Consider the following 15,256-nt stretch of genomic DNA (forward strand, 5'->3'; position numbering starts at 1 on the left):
TCGTTTTCTTCGCATACACGGAAATATGCGTAATTCAGACAAAAGTCATGGGAGACACGCTCACGGCTTCCCCCATTGGCCCGATCCCGACCGCCCCCTGAGGGGCAGTCAGGCCCCTTTCGGGAGGGGCGGTCAGGCCCCCTTCAGCTCCTGCCGCTGCCGTCCGAGGCCGTCGATCTCCAGCTCCACCACGTCCCCCGCACGGAGGTACGGCTTCGGCTCCGGCCGCCCCATGGCCACTCCGGCCGGGGTGCCGGTGTTGATCACGTCGCCCGGGTACAGCGTCATGAAGTGGCTGACGTACCGCACCACTTCCGCGACCGGGAAGATCTGCCGGGCCGTCGTCCCGTCCTGCTTCAGCTCGCCGTTGACCCACAGCCGCAGGCCGAGCGCCTGCGGGTCCGGTACCTCGTCGGCCGTGACCAGCCAGGGGCCGAGCGGGTTGAAGGTCTCGCAGTTCTTGCCCTTGTCCCAGGTGCCGCCGCGCTCGATCTGGAACTCCCGCTCGGACACGTCGTGCGCGACCGCGTACCCGGCGACGTGCGCGAGCGCCTGCTCGGCCGACTCCAGATAGCGCGCGGTACGCCCGATGACGACGGCCAGCTCCACCTCCCAGTCCGTCTTCACCGAGCCGCGCGGCACCAGGACGGTGTCGTTCGGCCCGACGACCGTGTCCGCCGCCTTGAAGAAGACGACGGGCTCGGCGGGCGTCTCGGCACCGGTCTCGGCGGCGTGGTCGTGGTAGTTCAGGCCGATGCACACGACCTTGCCGATACGGGCGAGCGGCGGCCCGATCCGCAGTCCGGCCGGGTCCAGCGCGGGCAGGGTGCCCGCGCCGGCGGCGGCGCGGACGCGGGCGAGCGCGGCGTCGTCGGCGAGCAGCGCGCCGTCGACGTCCGCGACCGTGCCGGACAGGTCGCGCAGCGTGCCCCCGGCGTCGAGCAGGGCCGGACGCTCCGCGCCCGCCGTACCGACTCGCAGCAGCTTCATGGTGTGACTCCCTTGGGTCGAGCTGGGCCCGGCCGATGGGGTGCGGCCATCGGAGCTGAGGTTGGTCGATCCTCCAAGCTCGGCGTCCGCTCCGCAAGACCCCGTTCACGTACTGGACCGTCACAAGCCCCGGTCTGCGGGCCCGCGGGGTGTCACGAGCTCGGACCCGCGAGGTGTCACGAGCTCGGACCCGCGGGCGGGTGGTCACAGCACGGCCGCGGCCCCCATCGCGCCCGATCCCGTCGGCATGTCCCGGTACAGGAAGGCCCGCTCCACCGCGCTCCAGGTCGTGCTGGTCACGACGTACAGCGCGGCGGCGAGCGGCACCACGGCCACGGTGAACAGCGTCATGAAGGACAGGAACGGCATGACCCTCGTCATGGCGGCCATGGCGCCCGCGCCGGGCGCCTGCTCGTCGCCGGGCGCGGCTGGCGGGTTCGCGGCGAGCTGGCGCTTCGTACGCCGGTAGTTGAAGGTCGCGACGGCCGTGACCAGAGCGAAGAGCGCGAGGTAGACGAGGCCCGGGGCGCCGAGGAGACCGCCGTCGCCGAGCGCGTCCGCCCAGCGTCCGCCGAGGGGTGCCGTGAACAGCTCGTGGTCGAGCAGTTCGTTGGCCTCGCCGCCGATCCTCGTGCTGGAGAACAGGTGGTACAGCAGGAAGAACACGGGGAGCTGGACGAGTCCCGGCAGGCATCCCGCCAGCGGCGACACCTGCTCCTTGCGGTGCAGTTCGAGGAGCGCCCGCTGGAACTTCTCCGGGTTCTTGGCGTGCTTCGCGCGCAGCGCGGCGATCTGCGGGGAGAGCTTCGCGCGGGCCTTCTGGCCGCGGGCGGCGGCGCGGGAGAGGGGGTGCACGAGCAGCCGTACGCAGGCGGTGACCAGGACGATGGCGGCGGCCATCGCCCCGGCGCGGAAGAGCGGTTCGAGCAGGTCGGCGAGGTCGGCGACCAGGTTGGCGAAGACGGACATGGGTGAGCCCTCCGGGGGTCTCGTCGTGCCGGGAAGCCCTCGGGGCGCGCACGCCGCTGAGGCGTGGCTACCGCTCGGGGCATGGGTGTGCGTCGGCGTGACGACCCGCGCGGGGGTATCGCGGAGAGGGGTCTTGCGGAGAGAGGTCTCCCGGGAGTCCCTACGCGGCCGTCAGGAGGGGACGGCCGGGTGCTCGGGGACGGGTGCGCCCACGGGCGTCGGGATCGCGCTGCGGCAGGAACGCGGTGCGTTGCTCGCGGTCGCGGATGGCCGTGCGCACTCTGGTGCGGGGCACGGCGGGCGCGCAGCGCGCGGTGAGCAGCGAGCACAGGGCGAGCGCGGAGCCCGCGGCGGCGGTCGCGGCGAGGGCGACGGCGGCGGAGAGGCTGCCCGCGTCGGCGAGGACGGTCTCCACGAGGAGGAACAGCATCAGCAGTGCGGGGCGCAGGGCGGCGGCCCACGTGCGCAGCACCCTCTTGACCGGGTCCTCGCTCACGTCGTCACCCCCACCGTTCCCCACCATTCAGCCCCGCGTACGTACGGATGTACTACCGCTTTTTATACAGGATCCGCGGCGGCGTCGAGGCGCACCGGCTGAAGGAGCCTGCGCGGCCCGATCAGCGCCCGGCTGACCGGGTCGGCCGGGTCCAGGTCGAGCCCGGGGCCCGGCAGGACCTCCACGTCCTCCAGGGGCACGAGCCGCCCGCAGGCCGGGCACTCCCCGGCCAGGCCGATCTCGGTGCCGCACTCCGCGTGCCGGTAGTACCGCAGCGGCCTGTCGTCCCCGAAGTTCTCGCGGCCCCAGATACTGAGCGCGCGCAGCGTGGGCCACAGGGCGCGGCCCCGCTCGGTCACCACGTACTCGTGGCGTCGCGGAGCGTCCGGGCAGGGTCGTTTCTCCAGGACCCCCGCGTCGACGAGGGCCGCGAGCCGGGAGGCGAGGACCGCGCGCGGGATGCCGAGGTGGACGAGGAAGTCGTTGTAGCGCCGCACTCCGTAGAGCGCGTCGCGGACGACGAGCAGGGTCCAGCGCTCGCCCACGACCTCCAGGGCGCGTGCGATGGAGCAGTCCTGCGCCGCGTAGTCCTTGCCGAGAGCCATGCCTCAACTGTAACCACCCCTCCGATGCGAGGTTCATTCATTGAACTTCTGATGCTACGGTCGTCGGCGTGACAGTAAGTTCAATGAATGAACCTGATACGGATATCGCCCACACCCCCGTCCACACCCCCGTCCACACCCCCGTCCACACTCCCGTCCACTCCCCCGCCCGCACCCCCGTCCGCCCTGCCGCCACCCTGGCCGTGACCGGTGCCGCCACCGCGGTGACGCTCATGGCGTACTGCGCCCCGATGGTCTCCCTCTCCGACACCGCGGCCTCGCTCGGCACGTCCCTGTCCGCCCAGGCCTGGCTCCTCAACGGTGCCCCGCTCGGTCTCGCCGCCCTGCTCCTGGTCGCGGGCAGCCTCGCCGACGACTACGGCCGGCGCCGGCTCTTCCTCGCCGGCACCGTGGGCCTCGGTGTCACCACGGCTCTCGCCGCGCTCGCGCACACCACCCTGCTCTTCACCCTGGCGCGCGTCGCCCAGGGCTTCGCCGGCGCCGCGATCCTCACCTCCAGCCTCGGCCTGCTCGCGCACGCGTTCCCCGCGGGGGCTGGCCGGATACGGGCCATGGGCGTGTGGGGCGCCTGCGTCAGCGCCGGTATCGCGGTGGCCTCGCCCTTCGCCGGTGGCCTCACGATGCTCGCCGACTGGCGGCTGCCGTACGCCGCGCTCGGCGTCGTCACGCTCGCCGTCGCCGTCGCGGCACCCCGCGCCCTCACCGAGTCCCGTGCCCCGCGCGCGGGCCGCCCCGACCTCGCGGGCGCGGCGACCCTCGGCCTCGCCATGGTCGCCCTGCTCGCCGCGCTCACCCTCGGCCGCGACGGCTGGCTGCGGGCGCCCGTCGGCGCCCTGCTCCTGGCCGCGGCCCTCCTGACCGCCGCGTTCGGGTACGTGGAGCGGCGCTCGGCCACCCCGATGCTCGACCTCGGCCTGCTGCGCCGCCCGCCGTTCCTCGCCGCCACCGCGGGCGGCCTGTTCACCGGCTTCTCCGTCATCGGCCTCTTCAGCTATCTGCCGACGGTCCTCCAGGGGGCGAACGGCATGTCCCCGATGAGCGCGGCCTGGCTGCTCGCGTTCTGGTCGGGCGTCTCCCTGGTGGTCGCGCTCCAGGTCAGGCGGCTCGCGGGCCGCGTGTCCGCCCGGCACCAGCTGGCCGTCGGCTTCGTCCTGCACGCGGTCGCCCTGCTGACCATGCTCGGCGCGGTGGCCGCGGGCTCCTGGGTCCGCCTCCTGCCCGGCCTGCTCCTCTCGGGCGTCGGCAGTGGCCTGCTGAACGCCGCCCTGCCGCTGCTCGCCGTCGACTCCGTCCCCGCGGACCGGGCCGCGATGGGCTCGGGCGCCAACAACACGGCGCGCTACCTCGGTTCGGCCGCGGGCGTCGCCCTGATGATCGCCGTGTCGACGGCTTCCGGTTCGGCGCCCGCGGACCTCGCGCACGGCGCGGACCGGGCGCTCCTGGTGGCCGCGGGCCTCGGCGTCGTCGCCGCGCTCAGCGTGGTTCTGTTGCGGGAGCGGGTTCGGCGCTGACCTCGGAGTCGGTGCCGGTGCCGGTGCCGATGCCTGCACCCGGGTCCCTGGCGAGCACCTCGTCGTCCGCCCGCGCGTCCCGGTCGGCGGGACCCGCGTACGAGACGGCGAGGGCCACCGCCAGATTGGCGGCGAGCGCGAGGATGCCCGCGTTCACGCCGAACACCGGGTCGTGCTCGGTGAAGACGAGCCCGCACACCACCGCCACCCCCACCACGAGCCCGCTCACCGCGCCCGCGAGGCTCAGCCGCCGCCAGACAAGGCCGATCAGGAGCATCGGTACGAGCTGCGCCATCCCCTCGTACGAGATGAGCGAGAGCCGCACCAGCGTGTTGGGGACGGTGTACGTCATCACGAGGGCGATGCCGCCCGCGAGCACCACCACGACCTGCGACGCCGTCTTCTGCCGCTCGGGCGCCCGCAGACCGGGCAGCAGGGACAACGCGCTGCGCCCCCACATCGTCCCGATGACCAGCATGAACACCGCCATCGGCACGATCGACGACAACGCCGCCGCGACCCCGACGAACCCCACCACCCACGCCGGCAGCGAGTCCACGACCAGCTCGAAGAGCGCCAGGTTCGACCCGGCGCCGGTGAGCCCCGGCACCACGAACAGGGCCGCCATGCCGAGCAGCATCGGGACGAAGAGCAGCACGTTGTAGGCGGGCAGCAGGACCGCGTTGCGGCGCAGGGCGTCGGCGTTGCGGGCGCCCAGATAGCCCGCGACGGTGGTCGGGAAGATGACGACGGTGAGCGCGTTCAGGACGGTCGTCGTCGCGAACCAGGCCTGACCGTACGGGCTGTCGCCGCTCCCCGGCAGCGTCAGCCACTCCCCCTTCTCCCGCACGACCCGGTCGAGGAAGTCCCCGTACCCGTCGAAGTAGTGCAGCGGCACATAGACGATCAGGAACGCGAGCGTGACGACGACCAGGACGTCCTTCAGGACCGACACCCACGCGCTGCCGCGCAGTCCGCTCACCACCACGAACCCGGTGGTGACGGCGAAGCCGATGAAGTAGGCCCAGTTGAGGCTGATGGCACCATAGGAGATCGTCGAGACGACGACGCCCATGCCCGTGATCTGCAACTGGATGTAGGGCAGCAGGAAGACCGTCACCAGGAGGGCGAGGGCGGCGCCGAGCCAGGGCCGTCCGTAGCGGTGGGCCACCATGTCGGTGATCGACACGAGCCCGTGCTGCCTCGCGTACGACCAGAGCATCGGGCCGACGACGTACCCGACGGCGTATCCGCAGCTCATGTAGGCGACGACGTACAGGACGGGCGCGCCGTAGTTGTACCCCCAGCCCGCTGCGCCCAGATAGCTGAAGCTGGTGTAGCCCTCTCCCGCCATCAGCACCCAGATGAACACGGTCCCCAACGACCGCCCACCCACGGACCACTCGGCGAGCCCGCCACCCCGGTCGCCCCTTCCGCTGTGCCGTCCGCGTACGGCGAGCAGCCCGAGCCCGACGGTGACGACCATGAAGAACCCGAAGATGCTGGTGGCGACGGCGGCGTTCACGAGACCCGCTTCCTTTTGTCCCCGCGGTACGCGAGCCAGACGGCGACCGGTGTGAGCAGCGTGGCCAGGAGCAGCCAGGCGAACAGGAACGGCATCCCGAGGACCAGCGGCCGCACGCGGTTCACGAACGGCAGCGCACCCACGTAGAGAAGGAAGGGGACGAGGAGCCAGAGCAGATGGGGGCGGCGGCGTTGGGGGCGGCGCGGGGGGCGGCGTTGGGGGCGGCGCGGGGGGCGGCGTTGGGGGCGGCGCTTGATCACGGGTCAGCAGCCTAATCGCCGCGGGGTGCGCAGCGGGTCCGGCTGCGCACGCTGTCGCGGGGAGGGTACTGCGGGAGGTGACGGGAGGTGGAGGCGGCGGGACGCGGAGGGGGACGGAGACGGAGGGGTCGCGGGGTATCGCACAGGCCTGGCCTGGTTGTCACAAGCGCACGTGGGGGCGCGTGGGGAAGTTTGCGCGCCGGGGCTTGGCGGGACCGAGGCCGGGACCGGGGCCGGGGCCGGGGCCAGGACTGGGACCGCGGCCGGGACCGGGACGGGGACCGGCCGACGCACCGCACCACCCCATACACCCCACCCGGGGAACGGCAGTACGGTGTCACTCATGCGCCCCGACACGCCTGCCGACCACGTCGACCACATCGCCGAAGCGGAGCGCCTTGAGCGCACCGCGGGCCTCTACCCGGAGGACGCGGAGCAACTGCTGCTGCAGGCCGCGGCCCACCTGGAGCTGGCCGACGCGCGCGAGCGCGCGACGACGCTCTACGACAACCTCCTCTCCCCCTCCGCCCCGCACCCGCCGGAGAACCCGACCCTGATCCGGGCGCTCAAGGCGGCGAACCTGTGGGAGTACGGCCACGAGGCCGAGGCGCGGGCGATCATCGAGGGCGTCCGCGGCACGGCACCCTCGGACGCGGCCCCCTGGGTGATCGCGGCGGAGGCCCTGGAGGCCCACGACGAGCTGGACCAGGCACACGAGACGTTCACGGAGGGCCTCGGCAGGCTGCTCCCGGCTCCCGCCGAGGCGGCACCCGGGGGCTCCGGGGACTCCGGGGGCGCGGAACCCCCGTACCCCACCCACCCCCTCCTCTTCGGCCGGCACCGGGTACGCCGCCTCCTGGGCGAGTCCCACGACGCCTGGGACGGCCTGGCGGACCGGGTGCACCGCTCCCGCGCCGCGGCGGCGGGCCGCACCCCCGTCCCCCTGGACGAACTCCACGACCCCAAGCGCGTCTGGGCCCTCGGCTCCGAGAACCCCGAGGACCTCCGCGCCGAGATCACCCGCCTCCAGGCGGAACTGGGCTCCTACCGCGACGCCCTGTCCCGCCCGTTCCCGGTGGCGGTCCTCCACTGGCCCTCCGCCGAACTGACGGAACTCCTGACGGCGTACCCCGCCCTCACCAGCGAATACCCCTCCCACGAAGCCCACTTGGCGACCATAGAGTCCTCCCTCCGCGAACTCGCCACCTCCGGCACCCCGAACCTCGGCATCGTCACGGGCACGGTCCCGTCGTACGAGGCCTTCGCAGCCTCGGAGGGCACGTCCCCGGACGACGTGTCATTGCTACCGCAGTACGCGACGACGCTGGCCGCCCGGGGGCGGGCTGCGGGGTGGCCGCCTGAGCGGGGGGCTGGGTGTTGGTGTGGGTCGGGAAACCCCTACACCGCGTGCCACGGCGCGACGTCCACCGACTCCTGACCCGGACAGAGCCCCGGCACCATGCCCTCCGTCCCCGATGCAGTCCCGTCTTCCCCTTCCGTCTCGGCCCGTATGAGTCGGCAAGGGTCCCGCGACACCGCTCCCGAGGTCGCGGTACGCCGTCTCCTGCACGCGCGCGGGCTCCGCTTCCGGGTCAACGTCCCCGTGCCTGGCATGCCTCGACGCACCATCGATATCGCCTTCAGCAAGGCCAAGATCGCGGTCTTCATGGACGGCTGCTTCTGGCACGGCTGCCCCGAGCACGCGACCAGCCCAAAGGCGAACGCCGAGTGGTGGCGGGCCAAGCTGGACAAGAACATGGCCCGCGATCTTCATACGACAGAACATCTGGAAACGAGTGGCTGGACAGTCCTGCGCTTCTGGGAGCACGAGGACGCCAACGCTGTGGCCAAGATCATCGCAAGAATCAAAGATCAAGACCAGACAACATGACCGTTTTCATTCAGTTCATGGAGCAAAATTGCCTGCCCCGTTCATCAACTCTGTTTGCGGGTACCGTGAAGGACGACCCAATACGTCGGACGCCAATGACAAGCAGTCCGTAGAGTTGGGCAAGATTTTTTTCGATGCAATGGAAATCCCCAGTGATTCGACATCTCCGCTAAAAGTCGGAAACCTCATGGGGCAATTGATGACGGCAGACCTCAAGAGCTTCTTCCAGTCAGAGTCCCCACAATTGGTTGTGCAACCGGAGAAACCCTTCCCGAGTTTTGAGCAGTTCTCCCATCTAAACGTCACAAAAGAACTCGGCGGCAACATGGCGAAGGAAGTGGTCCTCGCCATCGCAGAACTCCGAAATTTCTCCGCACAACACAAACTCGACGAAGAAATCCGCGAGGGCCTCGAAACGCATCTGAGGAACATCAGCCACGAGGTCGAGCAAGCCGAGGAGCGCCGCAGAGGACTTCTGGATGTCCTTGGAGAAGAGTCGCTTCTGAAGTTGGACATCACCGTGTCCAAAGAGATAGAGAACACGGTGCATCCCGAGATTTCGCTCCAACATCTGGTCGCCGGCTTCTCGCTGAAGTGGACACTTCGCACCGACCGGGCGCAGGACTGCCGCAGCCAGGGAGCCAAGATGGCTGCCCTGCGCCGTGGACGCATGCCTCACTTCGCCACCGTGACGATGGAGCCTCGCCCCTCCATGTTGGCCCTGCTCGGTCGCGGCTCGGGCGACGTCGACTGCGTGTATCACCTTCATCTCCCCGCTCTGAGCGCGGCGATAGACGAATACTGCTCCGGTACGCAACGCAGGGCACGCCTGGGGATCCGCGACAACTTCAGACGGCTCTACGATCAGCGGCGCATCCGCGACTACGACGAGCTTCGCAGCTACACGGCATCTCTCTGAGGTGGTCCCGCCCTCCCCCGACGGGGCCCCCTTGCGACGGCAACGGCCCTGCCCCCAGCAACCCCCGGGGACGTCAGGGACAACTGTCAGTCCCTCCCATTAACCTGTCGACCATGGCAAAGCGCATCTCCATGATCGACCTGTTCGCAGGCTGCGGCGGCATGACTTCGGGCTTTATCGCCGCCAAAGGTTACAAACCGGTCATGGCTGTCGAGTGGGACCTCCATGCCGCCGCTACCTACGCGGCCAACTTCGGGGAGTCGCACATGAAGTGGGGGGACATCGCGCTGGTTGAGGACGGCGACATCCCTCAAGCCGACGTGATCATCGGTGGGCCTCCATGTCAGGGTTTCTCCAATCTCGGGACCCGTGACGTGAACGACCCGCGTAACAAGCTGTGGAAGGAATACATCCGCTTCGTCCGCCACGCTCGCCCCAAGGTCTTCGTCATCGAGAACGTCGATCGATTTCTCAAATCATCGGAGTTCGCCCTGCTGCAGGCGGAAGTGGACGGTGGCCTCCTGGAGGGGTACGAACTGAGCCACGGCCTGCTGCTGGCAGCGAACTACGGAGCACCGCAGCGCCGCAAGCGGGCGATCGTCATCGGGTCCCGCATCGGGAAGATTCCGCTTCCGGAGCAGACACACGGGCAGGGCACACCCCTCGGGTTGAAGAGCTGGCGCACCGTCCGAGACGCGTTCGCCGGGAAGCAACTGCTCGACCAACCGGTGACCACAACGCTGCCCGCATCCAAGGCCACCTTCTTCGGTATGCAGGTACCAGGGATTTTCAAGAGCGAGGATCTTCACATCGGCCGCACACCCACGGCCCTTTCTCTGCGACGCTACGCTCACATCCCTCCTGGCGGTGGTCGCTTCGATCTGCCTGAGGAACTGCTCCCGAATTGCTGGAAGAACAAACCCACAGGAACTACTGATGTGATGGGGCGCATGCGGTGGGACGAACCTTCAGTCACCATCCGAACCGAGTTCTACAAACCTGAGAAGGGCCAGTACCTGCACCCTCAGTGGGAGCCGGAATTCGAAGGTTACAGAGTCAACCGCCCCATCACCCATCGTGAGGCCGCTCTTCTGCAAACCTTCCCTGACAGCTTCCTCTGGTGCGGTACAAAGATTGAGATCGCCAAGCAGATCGGAAACGCGGTGCCTCCGGTGCTCGCGGAGGCCATCGCCAGGCACATCAAGCCTTACATCAGGGCAACTCAGTAGTTGATTTCGGGGGCCGGGTGCCGCTCCTCCCCCGGCTCCGCAACCACATAGCGCACATCCTCGATCAAAACTTGGGCGCGGTTTGCGGTGGGGGACGCAGGAACCACCCTGGCCGCGACCCATGTTCCCTTCTCCGGGACTGGCAGGTTCAGTGCTCGCGCTATGCGAGGACTTTCTTTCTGATGCCCCAGGATGATGACACCCTCCGGCGCCAGGCGCTGCCGGGCGTCGCGCACTCTTTTGGGAGCATCCAGCTGCTTGGCCGACGTAACGACGGCGTTGCGATCGACCACACAGCCATGGACATGCCTAAATAGTTGATCTACTCTCCTCTGCCCTGGCGGCGCCGCCATAACCAATTCGCGAGTCCTCGGGTCCAGTCCCAGCAGGAGATTTTTTCGCAGGTTTCCTTGCTCGAAAATCCATTTGATCGAACCCCTACCGGACTGTGAGATACTTCGCTTTCCGTCTTGATTTCCACCTCTGGTCAGGATGTCATCTCGGATCTTGATCAGGCCGACCGTGAATGTCGAAGCGCTATCATTCGCTGCCATGAGCAGGCAGATGTGCCCCATGGCCTCTCGCGGGATCATCCACTTCTTCTCAAGCGAGAACTTGGCATCGACATCCGTGCCGGCCACGCTGTAGTCCATCTTCACGCCATGCGGAAAACCGAACTCGGCTCGGCAAACGATCTCGACCTTGGTTCCAAGGTAGGTCTTCTCGGTCTTCTCAAGGGTATTCACATCGAAGCGTCCGGTCCGCTGACCGTCCATCACCTCGTCGAGCGACTGCCGAAAGACACTTGAGAACCGGCTCTCCAACTCCGCGCGGTCCGAACGATCGGTGAACCATTTCGCCACACGCGCGACGGCCGGATCATCTGAACCACACGCGCCATCATCCTGGCGATCGGGAGTGGGATCGGTGAAGAGCACGTCATCCTCTGTCGACATGCCGTCACCTTACGACCATCAACTACCGTTTGTCGTCACGGAGTTGAAAAGCCCACACTCTACCTTTTCTACTAGATATCAGGGTAAGTAGGGATCTTCCTCTGCTCGCGCAAGGAGCAGGCGGACTTGAGTCAGCTCCGCCGCAACGCGATTCCAGCCGTATGCGGTGAACTCGTCTTCCAATTGCTGCGCAACCTCTTCGATTTTTTCCATGATGTAGCGCCCGGCCGGTACACCCTGCAACCCGGAAGGGGGTTCGAGTTCCGCCCAACTGATCACAGAAGAGGCCAGCGAGACCAAGCCGGTAACCCGCAGAACGACCAGAAGTCCTCCGTCAGGCGCGACAATGGGATACACCTCCAGTTCCCACAAAGGCCTCGCGCTGCCCATCCCCGTCGGAACCGAATGTCGCTCATCCGATCCGTCGCGGTGCCCTTCAGCAGACCCGACTCCACCCTTGCGGCCCATCAACCGCTCCCACCGAGCGTCGTCTCGTAATGCGCCTGCGCACGCTCCAACACGGCATCCGGATCACGACCGTGAGCCCTGATCCAATGGAGCAGGTCGGCAATCACATCGACCGCAGCCTCCTCCGCAAGAGCAACACCCAGGAGCGGGCTCACGACTTCAGGATTCACCGTGTCCTTGTAGTGGCCAATCACGACCTCGCCACGATCGACCCTCCTACCACCCGTATGACCGGTCGGCATCCCAAGCCCCGTCGCCAGCTCACACCAGGTGATTTTGCAGTCCTCTCGCAGAACCACCCCCCATCGGTCCGCGACCGCATCGAGGAGAGCCAACCCCCGTCCGTGCTCCGCGTCGATCCCAGCGGCGACCGGAGCCGGGAGTGACCGCGCATCAGGATCACCGACCTCGATACGTACGCAGGTGTCCCTTATGCCCAGCCGGAAAGTCGTCGGCACACCCTCGCCCACATGCGTGATGACATTGGCCACCAGTTCGCTGACGCAAAGTTCTGCCGATTCGACTACCTCAGGCAGACCCCAGTGCGTGAGATGGAGGCGCAAGATGCGCCGCAACGCCCCCACTTCCTCAGGCACGGCCAGGAAAGGGACTTCCCAGCTCTCACGAGCCACCCCGTAACGACATCCAGGCATGCGCGTTCAACCCCTTCGAATGGGACGGACGTCACCTTGTGTTGCTCCCTCAACACATAGCGTGTCATTGAAACTCTCAAAATGGAACTCTCATCAGGGTCTCGTGGGCGCATGAGACGCCCCGCACGCCTCAGCGCGTGCGCCCTTGCCCGCACGCCGGGTCCGAGGCACGCTCAGGCCGATCATCAAGGAGGGCACACCTCATGGCAGTTGGGCCGACCACACGACGTCGACAGCTCGGCGCGGACTTGCGACGCCTGCGTGAGCGCAAGGGCCTCACGCTCGAAGAGGCAGGGGCTCGTGTCGGCATCTCCAAAGCCACGCTCAGCCGGTACGAGACGAAGGAGGGGGCAGTCAAGTGGCCTGCGGTGGATGCACTTTGTCGCGAGTACGGTGCTACGGACGATGTCCGTGAAGCCCTCGTGGAACTCGCCAAGGGTGCCAGGATTCAGGGATGGTGGCGCTCCCTCGCCGACCCCATCCCCGAATCCATGAACCTGATGCTGACCCTTGAGGACGAGGTCGCGAGTGAGGATCACTACGCGTGCATGTACATCCCCGGCCTCTTCCAGACCCGGGCCTACGCGGAGGCTGTGCATCGTGCTTCCGAAGTAGGCTGCTCCGACCGCGAGGTGGAGCACATGGTGGATATCCGCATGAAGCGCCAAGAACTTCTGCAGCGGACCGATCCGCCACACATCTGGGCCGTCGTGGACGAGGCGGCCATCCATCGTGTCGTCGGCGGCCGTGACGTCATGCGCCACCAGCTCCAACACCTTTTGGATCTCAGCGCGACGCCGCAGGTGACGCTGCAGATACTGCCGTTCTCGGCGGGTGCGCACGCGGCAGCGGTTGGCAGCTTCGCGCTACTGCGTGGTCAGTCTCGTGAGCTGGACGTCGTGTACGTAGATCTGCTTGGCGGAGGCCTGTTCATGGAGAAACCGCAGGAACTCGAACGATATAAGTTGGCGTTCGATTACCTTCGTGCACAAGCTCTCGACTTGCACAAGTCCGTAGCCGCGATCCGGCAGACCCTCAGGGAGTTTTCATGAATCCCCGCCACACCCTGCACTGGTTCACCTCGTCCTACAGCGGTGGCTCCGGAACCGAGTGCGTCGAGGTGGCACTCGTCGAGCAGAAGGTGTTGGTGCGTGACTCCAAGCGGCCAAGTCACACTCGACTTGAGATAGCAGGGCAGGCTTGGTCAGGGTTTCTTTTGACCTTGCGGACCACCTCGCAGTCCAAGGGCTCCGTCTGACTCCGTGTACTGGAGACGTGACGGACTCGCCTGCTCGCACCGGGCTCTGTGCACATCGTCGAATGACCGAGCGTTACGCTCAGATCGAAGTGACGGAACCTTCCTCGACGTGGTGAGACGGGCATGATGAAGAAAACGCCGACGGCGTTCGTGGCCGCAGGTGGACTCGTGGGCGGCTACGCCGTAGCCCGCTTCACCAAGCAGCGCCCCCTCGGCGGAGTCGTGCTCGCCATTGTCGGGGCTGTCGCCGCGCAGCAGTGGCGGCAGCAGGCCGGGGCGAAGACGGCCGCTGCGCTCGGCGCAGCGTACGTCGCCGGGTTCGCCGGATCGCATCCGCTCGCCAAGAAAATCGGTGCCTGGCCCGCCGTGCTCGGCATGGCGGGGAGCGTGGCGCTCGCCTCATGGGTGGCGGTCGACCGCCGCGACTGATGGCTCGCGAACGTGCGCGGGGAGTTGGCTCCGGTAGGAAGGGATCGGGGCCCCGGGCTACCTCCGCCCCCGGAACGTCGCCCGATAAGCCCCGGGCGACACCCCCACCCCCGCCTGGAAGTGCGCCCGCAACGACGCCCCCGTACCGAAGCCGCACTCCGCCGCGATGCGGTCGACCGTGTGGTCGGTCTCCTCCAGGAGTTGGCGGGCGCGGTCCACGCGGCGCTGGGTGAGCCACTGCACCGGGGTCAATCCCGTCTCGTCGCGGAAGCGGCGGCTGAAGGTGCGTACGCTCATCGACGCCTGTGAGGCGAGTTCGGCGAGGGCCAGGGGGTCGCCGAGGCGGGTCAGCGCCCAGGTCCGGGCCGCGCCCGTCGATGTCGACGCGGGTTCGGTGACCGGGCGTTGGATGTACTGGGCCTGGCCGCCCTCCCGGTGCGGCGGTACCACCGTGCGGCGCGCGACCGCCGCCGCGACCGCCGCCCCGTGGTCCCGGCGGATCATGTGCAGGCACAGGTCGACGCCGGCCGCTTCCCCCGCCGACGTCAGGACGGCGCCCTCGTCCACGTACAGCACATCCGGATCCACCGTGACGGCCGGGAAGGTACGCGCGAACAGGTCCGCGGACAGCCAGTGCGTCGTCGCCCGGCGCCCGTCCAAAAGGCCCGCCGCCGCCAGGACGAACGCGCCCGTGCAGATCGACGCGACGCGGCGGGCCCCGGCGGCGGCCGCCAGCGCGGCGGCGAGTGGAGCGGGCAGTTCCGAGGGCCCCAGCGCCTCGTCCTCGCGGTGCGACGCGGGCACGATCACCGTGTCCGCCTCCGCGAGGACCTCGGGCCCGTGCGCCGCCCGGATCGGGAAGTCCGCGTCCGTGTCCACCATGCCCGGCGTGAGCGCGCAGGTCAGCGGCCGGTAGAGCGGCGCGCCCGCGGCGTCCCGGGCGTTGCCGAACAGTTGGTGGACGAGGCCGAGTTCCATCGGGAGGACACCGTCGCGTACGAGGACGGCGACGGTGGCGGGCGATCGGGGCCGGGACCGGGGGCGGGGCCGGGACCGCTCCGGCGCCTCCTGCGCCT

The 15,256-nt window shown here is 68.4% G+C and carries 18 protein-coding genes; 8 read left to right on the forward strand and 10 right to left on the reverse strand.

The features are described from left to right. Nucleotides 1-132 precede the first annotated feature (132 nt). The 4 genes from GPA10_RS08025 to GPA10_RS08040 all read right to left on the reverse strand — a co-directional run bounded on the left by GPA10_RS08025 (nt 133) and on the right by GPA10_RS08040 (nt 3,060). On the reverse strand, nt 133-990 hold the full coding sequence (locus GPA10_RS08025; RefSeq protein ID WP_157164835.1) for a fumarylacetoacetate hydrolase family protein: 858 nt from the start codon (nt 988-990) through the stop codon (nt 133-135). A 204-nt stretch (nt 991-1,194) separates the two neighbouring features. Next, the gene (locus GPA10_RS08030; protein WP_157164836.1) at nt 1,195-1,959 is read right to left on the reverse strand and encodes a YidC/Oxa1 family membrane protein insertase; all 765 of its coding nucleotides are present in this window, start codon (nt 1,957-1,959) and stop codon (nt 1,195-1,197) included. Nucleotides 1,960-2,119: 160 nt separating this feature from the next. Beyond that, complete coding sequence (locus tag GPA10_RS08035; RefSeq protein WP_246258947.1) at nt 2,120-2,389, reverse strand: DUF6412 domain-containing protein; 270 nt, start codon at nt 2,387-2,389, stop codon at nt 2,120-2,122. A 128-nt stretch (nt 2,390-2,517) separates the two neighbouring features. Then, nucleotides 2,518-3,060: a winged helix-turn-helix transcriptional regulator gene (locus GPA10_RS08040; protein WP_157164837.1), complete on the reverse strand. Its 543-nt coding sequence runs from the start codon at nt 3,058-3,060 to the stop codon at nt 2,518-2,520. Nucleotides 3,061-3,143: 83 nt separating this feature from the next. Here GPA10_RS08040 and GPA10_RS08045 point away from each other — a divergent pair, with 83 nt between their 5' ends. After that, nucleotides 3,144-4,592, forward strand: coding sequence for an MFS transporter (locus tag GPA10_RS08045; RefSeq protein ID WP_157164838.1), 1,449 nt, complete (start codon nt 3,144-3,146; stop codon nt 4,590-4,592). Here the strand turns inward: GPA10_RS08045 and GPA10_RS08050 are convergent. After that, on the reverse strand, nt 4,555-6,117 hold the full coding sequence (locus GPA10_RS08050) for a sodium:solute symporter family protein (protein WP_343040518.1): 1,563 nt from the start codon (nt 6,115-6,117) through the stop codon (nt 4,555-4,557). The genes GPA10_RS08045 and GPA10_RS08050 overlap by 38 nt on opposite strands. Continuing rightward, entirely contained in the window at nt 6,114-6,293 is a 180-nt protein-coding gene (locus GPA10_RS08055; protein ID WP_058848699.1) for a DUF3311 domain-containing protein, read from the reverse strand. Before GPA10_RS08055 ends, GPA10_RS08050 begins: the two co-directional genes overlap by 4 nt. Before the next feature lie 427 nt (nt 6,294-6,720). Between GPA10_RS08055 and GPA10_RS08060 the strand changes: the two genes are divergently transcribed. The 4 genes from GPA10_RS08060 (at nt 6,721) to GPA10_RS08075 (ending at nt 10,416) form a co-directional block, all read left to right on the forward strand. Further along, nucleotides 6,721-7,815, forward strand: a complete 1,095-nt coding sequence (locus GPA10_RS08060) for an SEC-C domain-containing protein (protein ID WP_157164839.1) — start codon at nt 6,721-6,723, stop codon at nt 7,813-7,815. Between the two features lie 72 nt (nt 7,816-7,887). Continuing rightward, a complete protein-coding gene (locus GPA10_RS08065; RefSeq protein ID WP_157164840.1) occupies nt 7,888-8,268 on the forward strand; it encodes a very short patch repair endonuclease in 381 nt (126 codons plus the stop codon). A gap of 28 nt (nt 8,269-8,296) precedes the next feature. Continuing rightward, nucleotides 8,297-9,187 carry an NgoMIV family type II restriction endonuclease gene (locus tag GPA10_RS08070; RefSeq protein ID WP_246258896.1) on the forward strand — a complete coding sequence of 297 codons (891 nt, stop codon included), beginning with the start codon at nt 8,297-8,299 and terminating at the stop codon, nt 9,185-9,187. Nucleotides 9,188-9,300: 113 nt separating this feature from the next. Further along, nucleotides 9,301-10,416, forward strand: a complete 1,116-nt coding sequence (locus GPA10_RS08075; protein ID WP_157164841.1) for a DNA cytosine methyltransferase — start codon at nt 9,301-9,303, stop codon at nt 10,414-10,416. Here the strand turns inward: GPA10_RS08075 and GPA10_RS08080 are convergent. The 3 genes from GPA10_RS08080 to GPA10_RS08090 form a co-directional block, all read right to left on the reverse strand. Then, nucleotides 10,410-11,372 carry a NaeI family type II restriction endonuclease gene (locus GPA10_RS08080; RefSeq protein ID WP_157164842.1) on the reverse strand — a complete coding sequence of 321 codons (963 nt, stop codon included), beginning with the start codon at nt 11,370-11,372 and terminating at the stop codon, nt 10,410-10,412. The two genes, GPA10_RS08075 and GPA10_RS08080, sit on opposite strands and share 7 nt — an antisense overlap. Nucleotides 11,373-11,450: 78 nt before the next feature. Then, nucleotides 11,451-11,840, reverse strand: a complete 390-nt coding sequence (locus tag GPA10_RS08085; RefSeq protein WP_157164843.1) for a hypothetical protein — start codon at nt 11,838-11,840, stop codon at nt 11,451-11,453. Further along, nucleotides 11,840-12,472 (reverse strand): ATP-binding protein, encoded by a 633-nt coding sequence (locus GPA10_RS08090; protein ID WP_343040519.1) that lies wholly within the window; start codon nt 12,470-12,472, stop codon nt 11,840-11,842. Before GPA10_RS08090 ends, GPA10_RS08085 begins: the two co-directional genes overlap by 1 nt. A gap of 224 nt (nt 12,473-12,696) precedes the next feature. Between GPA10_RS08090 and GPA10_RS08095 the strand changes: the two genes are divergently transcribed. The 3 genes from GPA10_RS08095 (at nt 12,697) to GPA10_RS08105 (ending at nt 14,180) form a co-directional block, all read left to right on the forward strand. Beyond that, entirely contained in the window at nt 12,697-13,545 is an 849-nt protein-coding gene (locus GPA10_RS08095) for a helix-turn-helix domain-containing protein (protein WP_157164845.1), read from the forward strand. Further along, a complete protein-coding gene (locus tag GPA10_RS08100) occupies nt 13,542-13,751 on the forward strand; it encodes a DUF397 domain-containing protein (RefSeq protein WP_157164846.1) in 210 nt (69 codons plus the stop codon). Before GPA10_RS08095 ends, GPA10_RS08100 begins: the two co-directional genes overlap by 4 nt. Nucleotides 13,752-13,874: 123 nt before the next feature. Continuing rightward, entirely contained in the window at nt 13,875-14,180 is a 306-nt protein-coding gene (locus GPA10_RS08105) for a hypothetical protein (RefSeq protein ID WP_425505688.1), read from the forward strand. A 57-nt stretch (nt 14,181-14,237) separates the two neighbouring features. Here the strand turns inward: GPA10_RS08105 and GPA10_RS08110 are convergent, their stop codons facing one another. After that, a complete protein-coding gene (locus GPA10_RS08110) occupies nt 14,238-15,158 on the reverse strand; it encodes a GlxA family transcriptional regulator (protein ID WP_157164982.1) in 921 nt (306 codons plus the stop codon). Nucleotides 15,159-15,256 lie beyond the last annotated feature (98 nt).

Origin of the sequence: Streptomyces typhae, assembly GCF_009755605.1 — a bacterium.
Taxonomy (GTDB): domain Bacteria; phylum Actinomycetota; class Actinomycetes; order Streptomycetales; family Streptomycetaceae; genus Streptomyces; species Streptomyces typhae.

What these genes read in the sequence shown, in the direction of transcription:
- GPA10_RS08080 (WP_157164842.1), bottom strand. Translation starts at nt 11,372, where the DNA reads ATGTCGACAGAGGATGACGTGCTCTTCACCGATCCCACTCCCGATCGC.
- GPA10_RS08025 (WP_157164835.1), bottom strand. Translation starts at nt 990, where the DNA reads ATGAAGCTGCTGCGAGTCGGTACGGCGGGCGCGGAGCGTCCGGCCCTG.
- GPA10_RS08040 (WP_157164837.1), bottom strand. Translation starts at nt 3,060, where the DNA reads ATGGCTCTCGGCAAGGACTACGCGGCGCAGGACTGCTCCATCGCACGC.
- GPA10_RS08075 (WP_157164841.1), top strand. Translation starts at nt 9,301, where the DNA reads ATGGCAAAGCGCATCTCCATGATCGACCTGTTCGCAGGCTGCGGCGGC.
- GPA10_RS08065 (WP_157164840.1), top strand. Translation starts at nt 7,888, where the DNA reads ATGAGTCGGCAAGGGTCCCGCGACACCGCTCCCGAGGTCGCGGTACGC.
- GPA10_RS08030 (WP_157164836.1), bottom strand. Translation starts at nt 1,959, where the DNA reads ATGTCCGTCTTCGCCAACCTGGTCGCCGACCTCGCCGACCTGCTCGAA.
- GPA10_RS08060 (WP_157164839.1), top strand. Translation starts at nt 6,721, where the DNA reads ATGCGCCCCGACACGCCTGCCGACCACGTCGACCACATCGCCGAAGCG.
- GPA10_RS08045 (WP_157164838.1), top strand. Translation starts at nt 3,144, where the DNA reads ATGAATGAACCTGATACGGATATCGCCCACACCCCCGTCCACACCCCC.
- GPA10_RS08085 (WP_157164843.1), bottom strand. Translation starts at nt 11,840, where the DNA reads ATGGGCCGCAAGGGTGGAGTCGGGTCTGCTGAAGGGCACCGCGACGGA.
- GPA10_RS08095 (WP_157164845.1), top strand. Translation starts at nt 12,697, where the DNA reads ATGGCAGTTGGGCCGACCACACGACGTCGACAGCTCGGCGCGGACTTG.
- GPA10_RS08035 (WP_246258947.1), bottom strand. Translation starts at nt 2,389, where the DNA reads ATGCTGTTCCTCCTCGTGGAGACCGTCCTCGCCGACGCGGGCAGCCTC.
- GPA10_RS08110 (WP_157164982.1), bottom strand. Translation starts at nt 15,158, where the DNA reads ATGGAACTCGGCCTCGTCCACCAACTGTTCGGCAACGCCCGGGACGCC.
- GPA10_RS08100 (WP_157164846.1), top strand. Translation starts at nt 13,542, where the DNA reads ATGAATCCCCGCCACACCCTGCACTGGTTCACCTCGTCCTACAGCGGT.
- GPA10_RS08105 (WP_425505688.1), top strand. Translation starts at nt 13,875, where the DNA reads ATGATGAAGAAAACGCCGACGGCGTTCGTGGCCGCAGGTGGACTCGTG.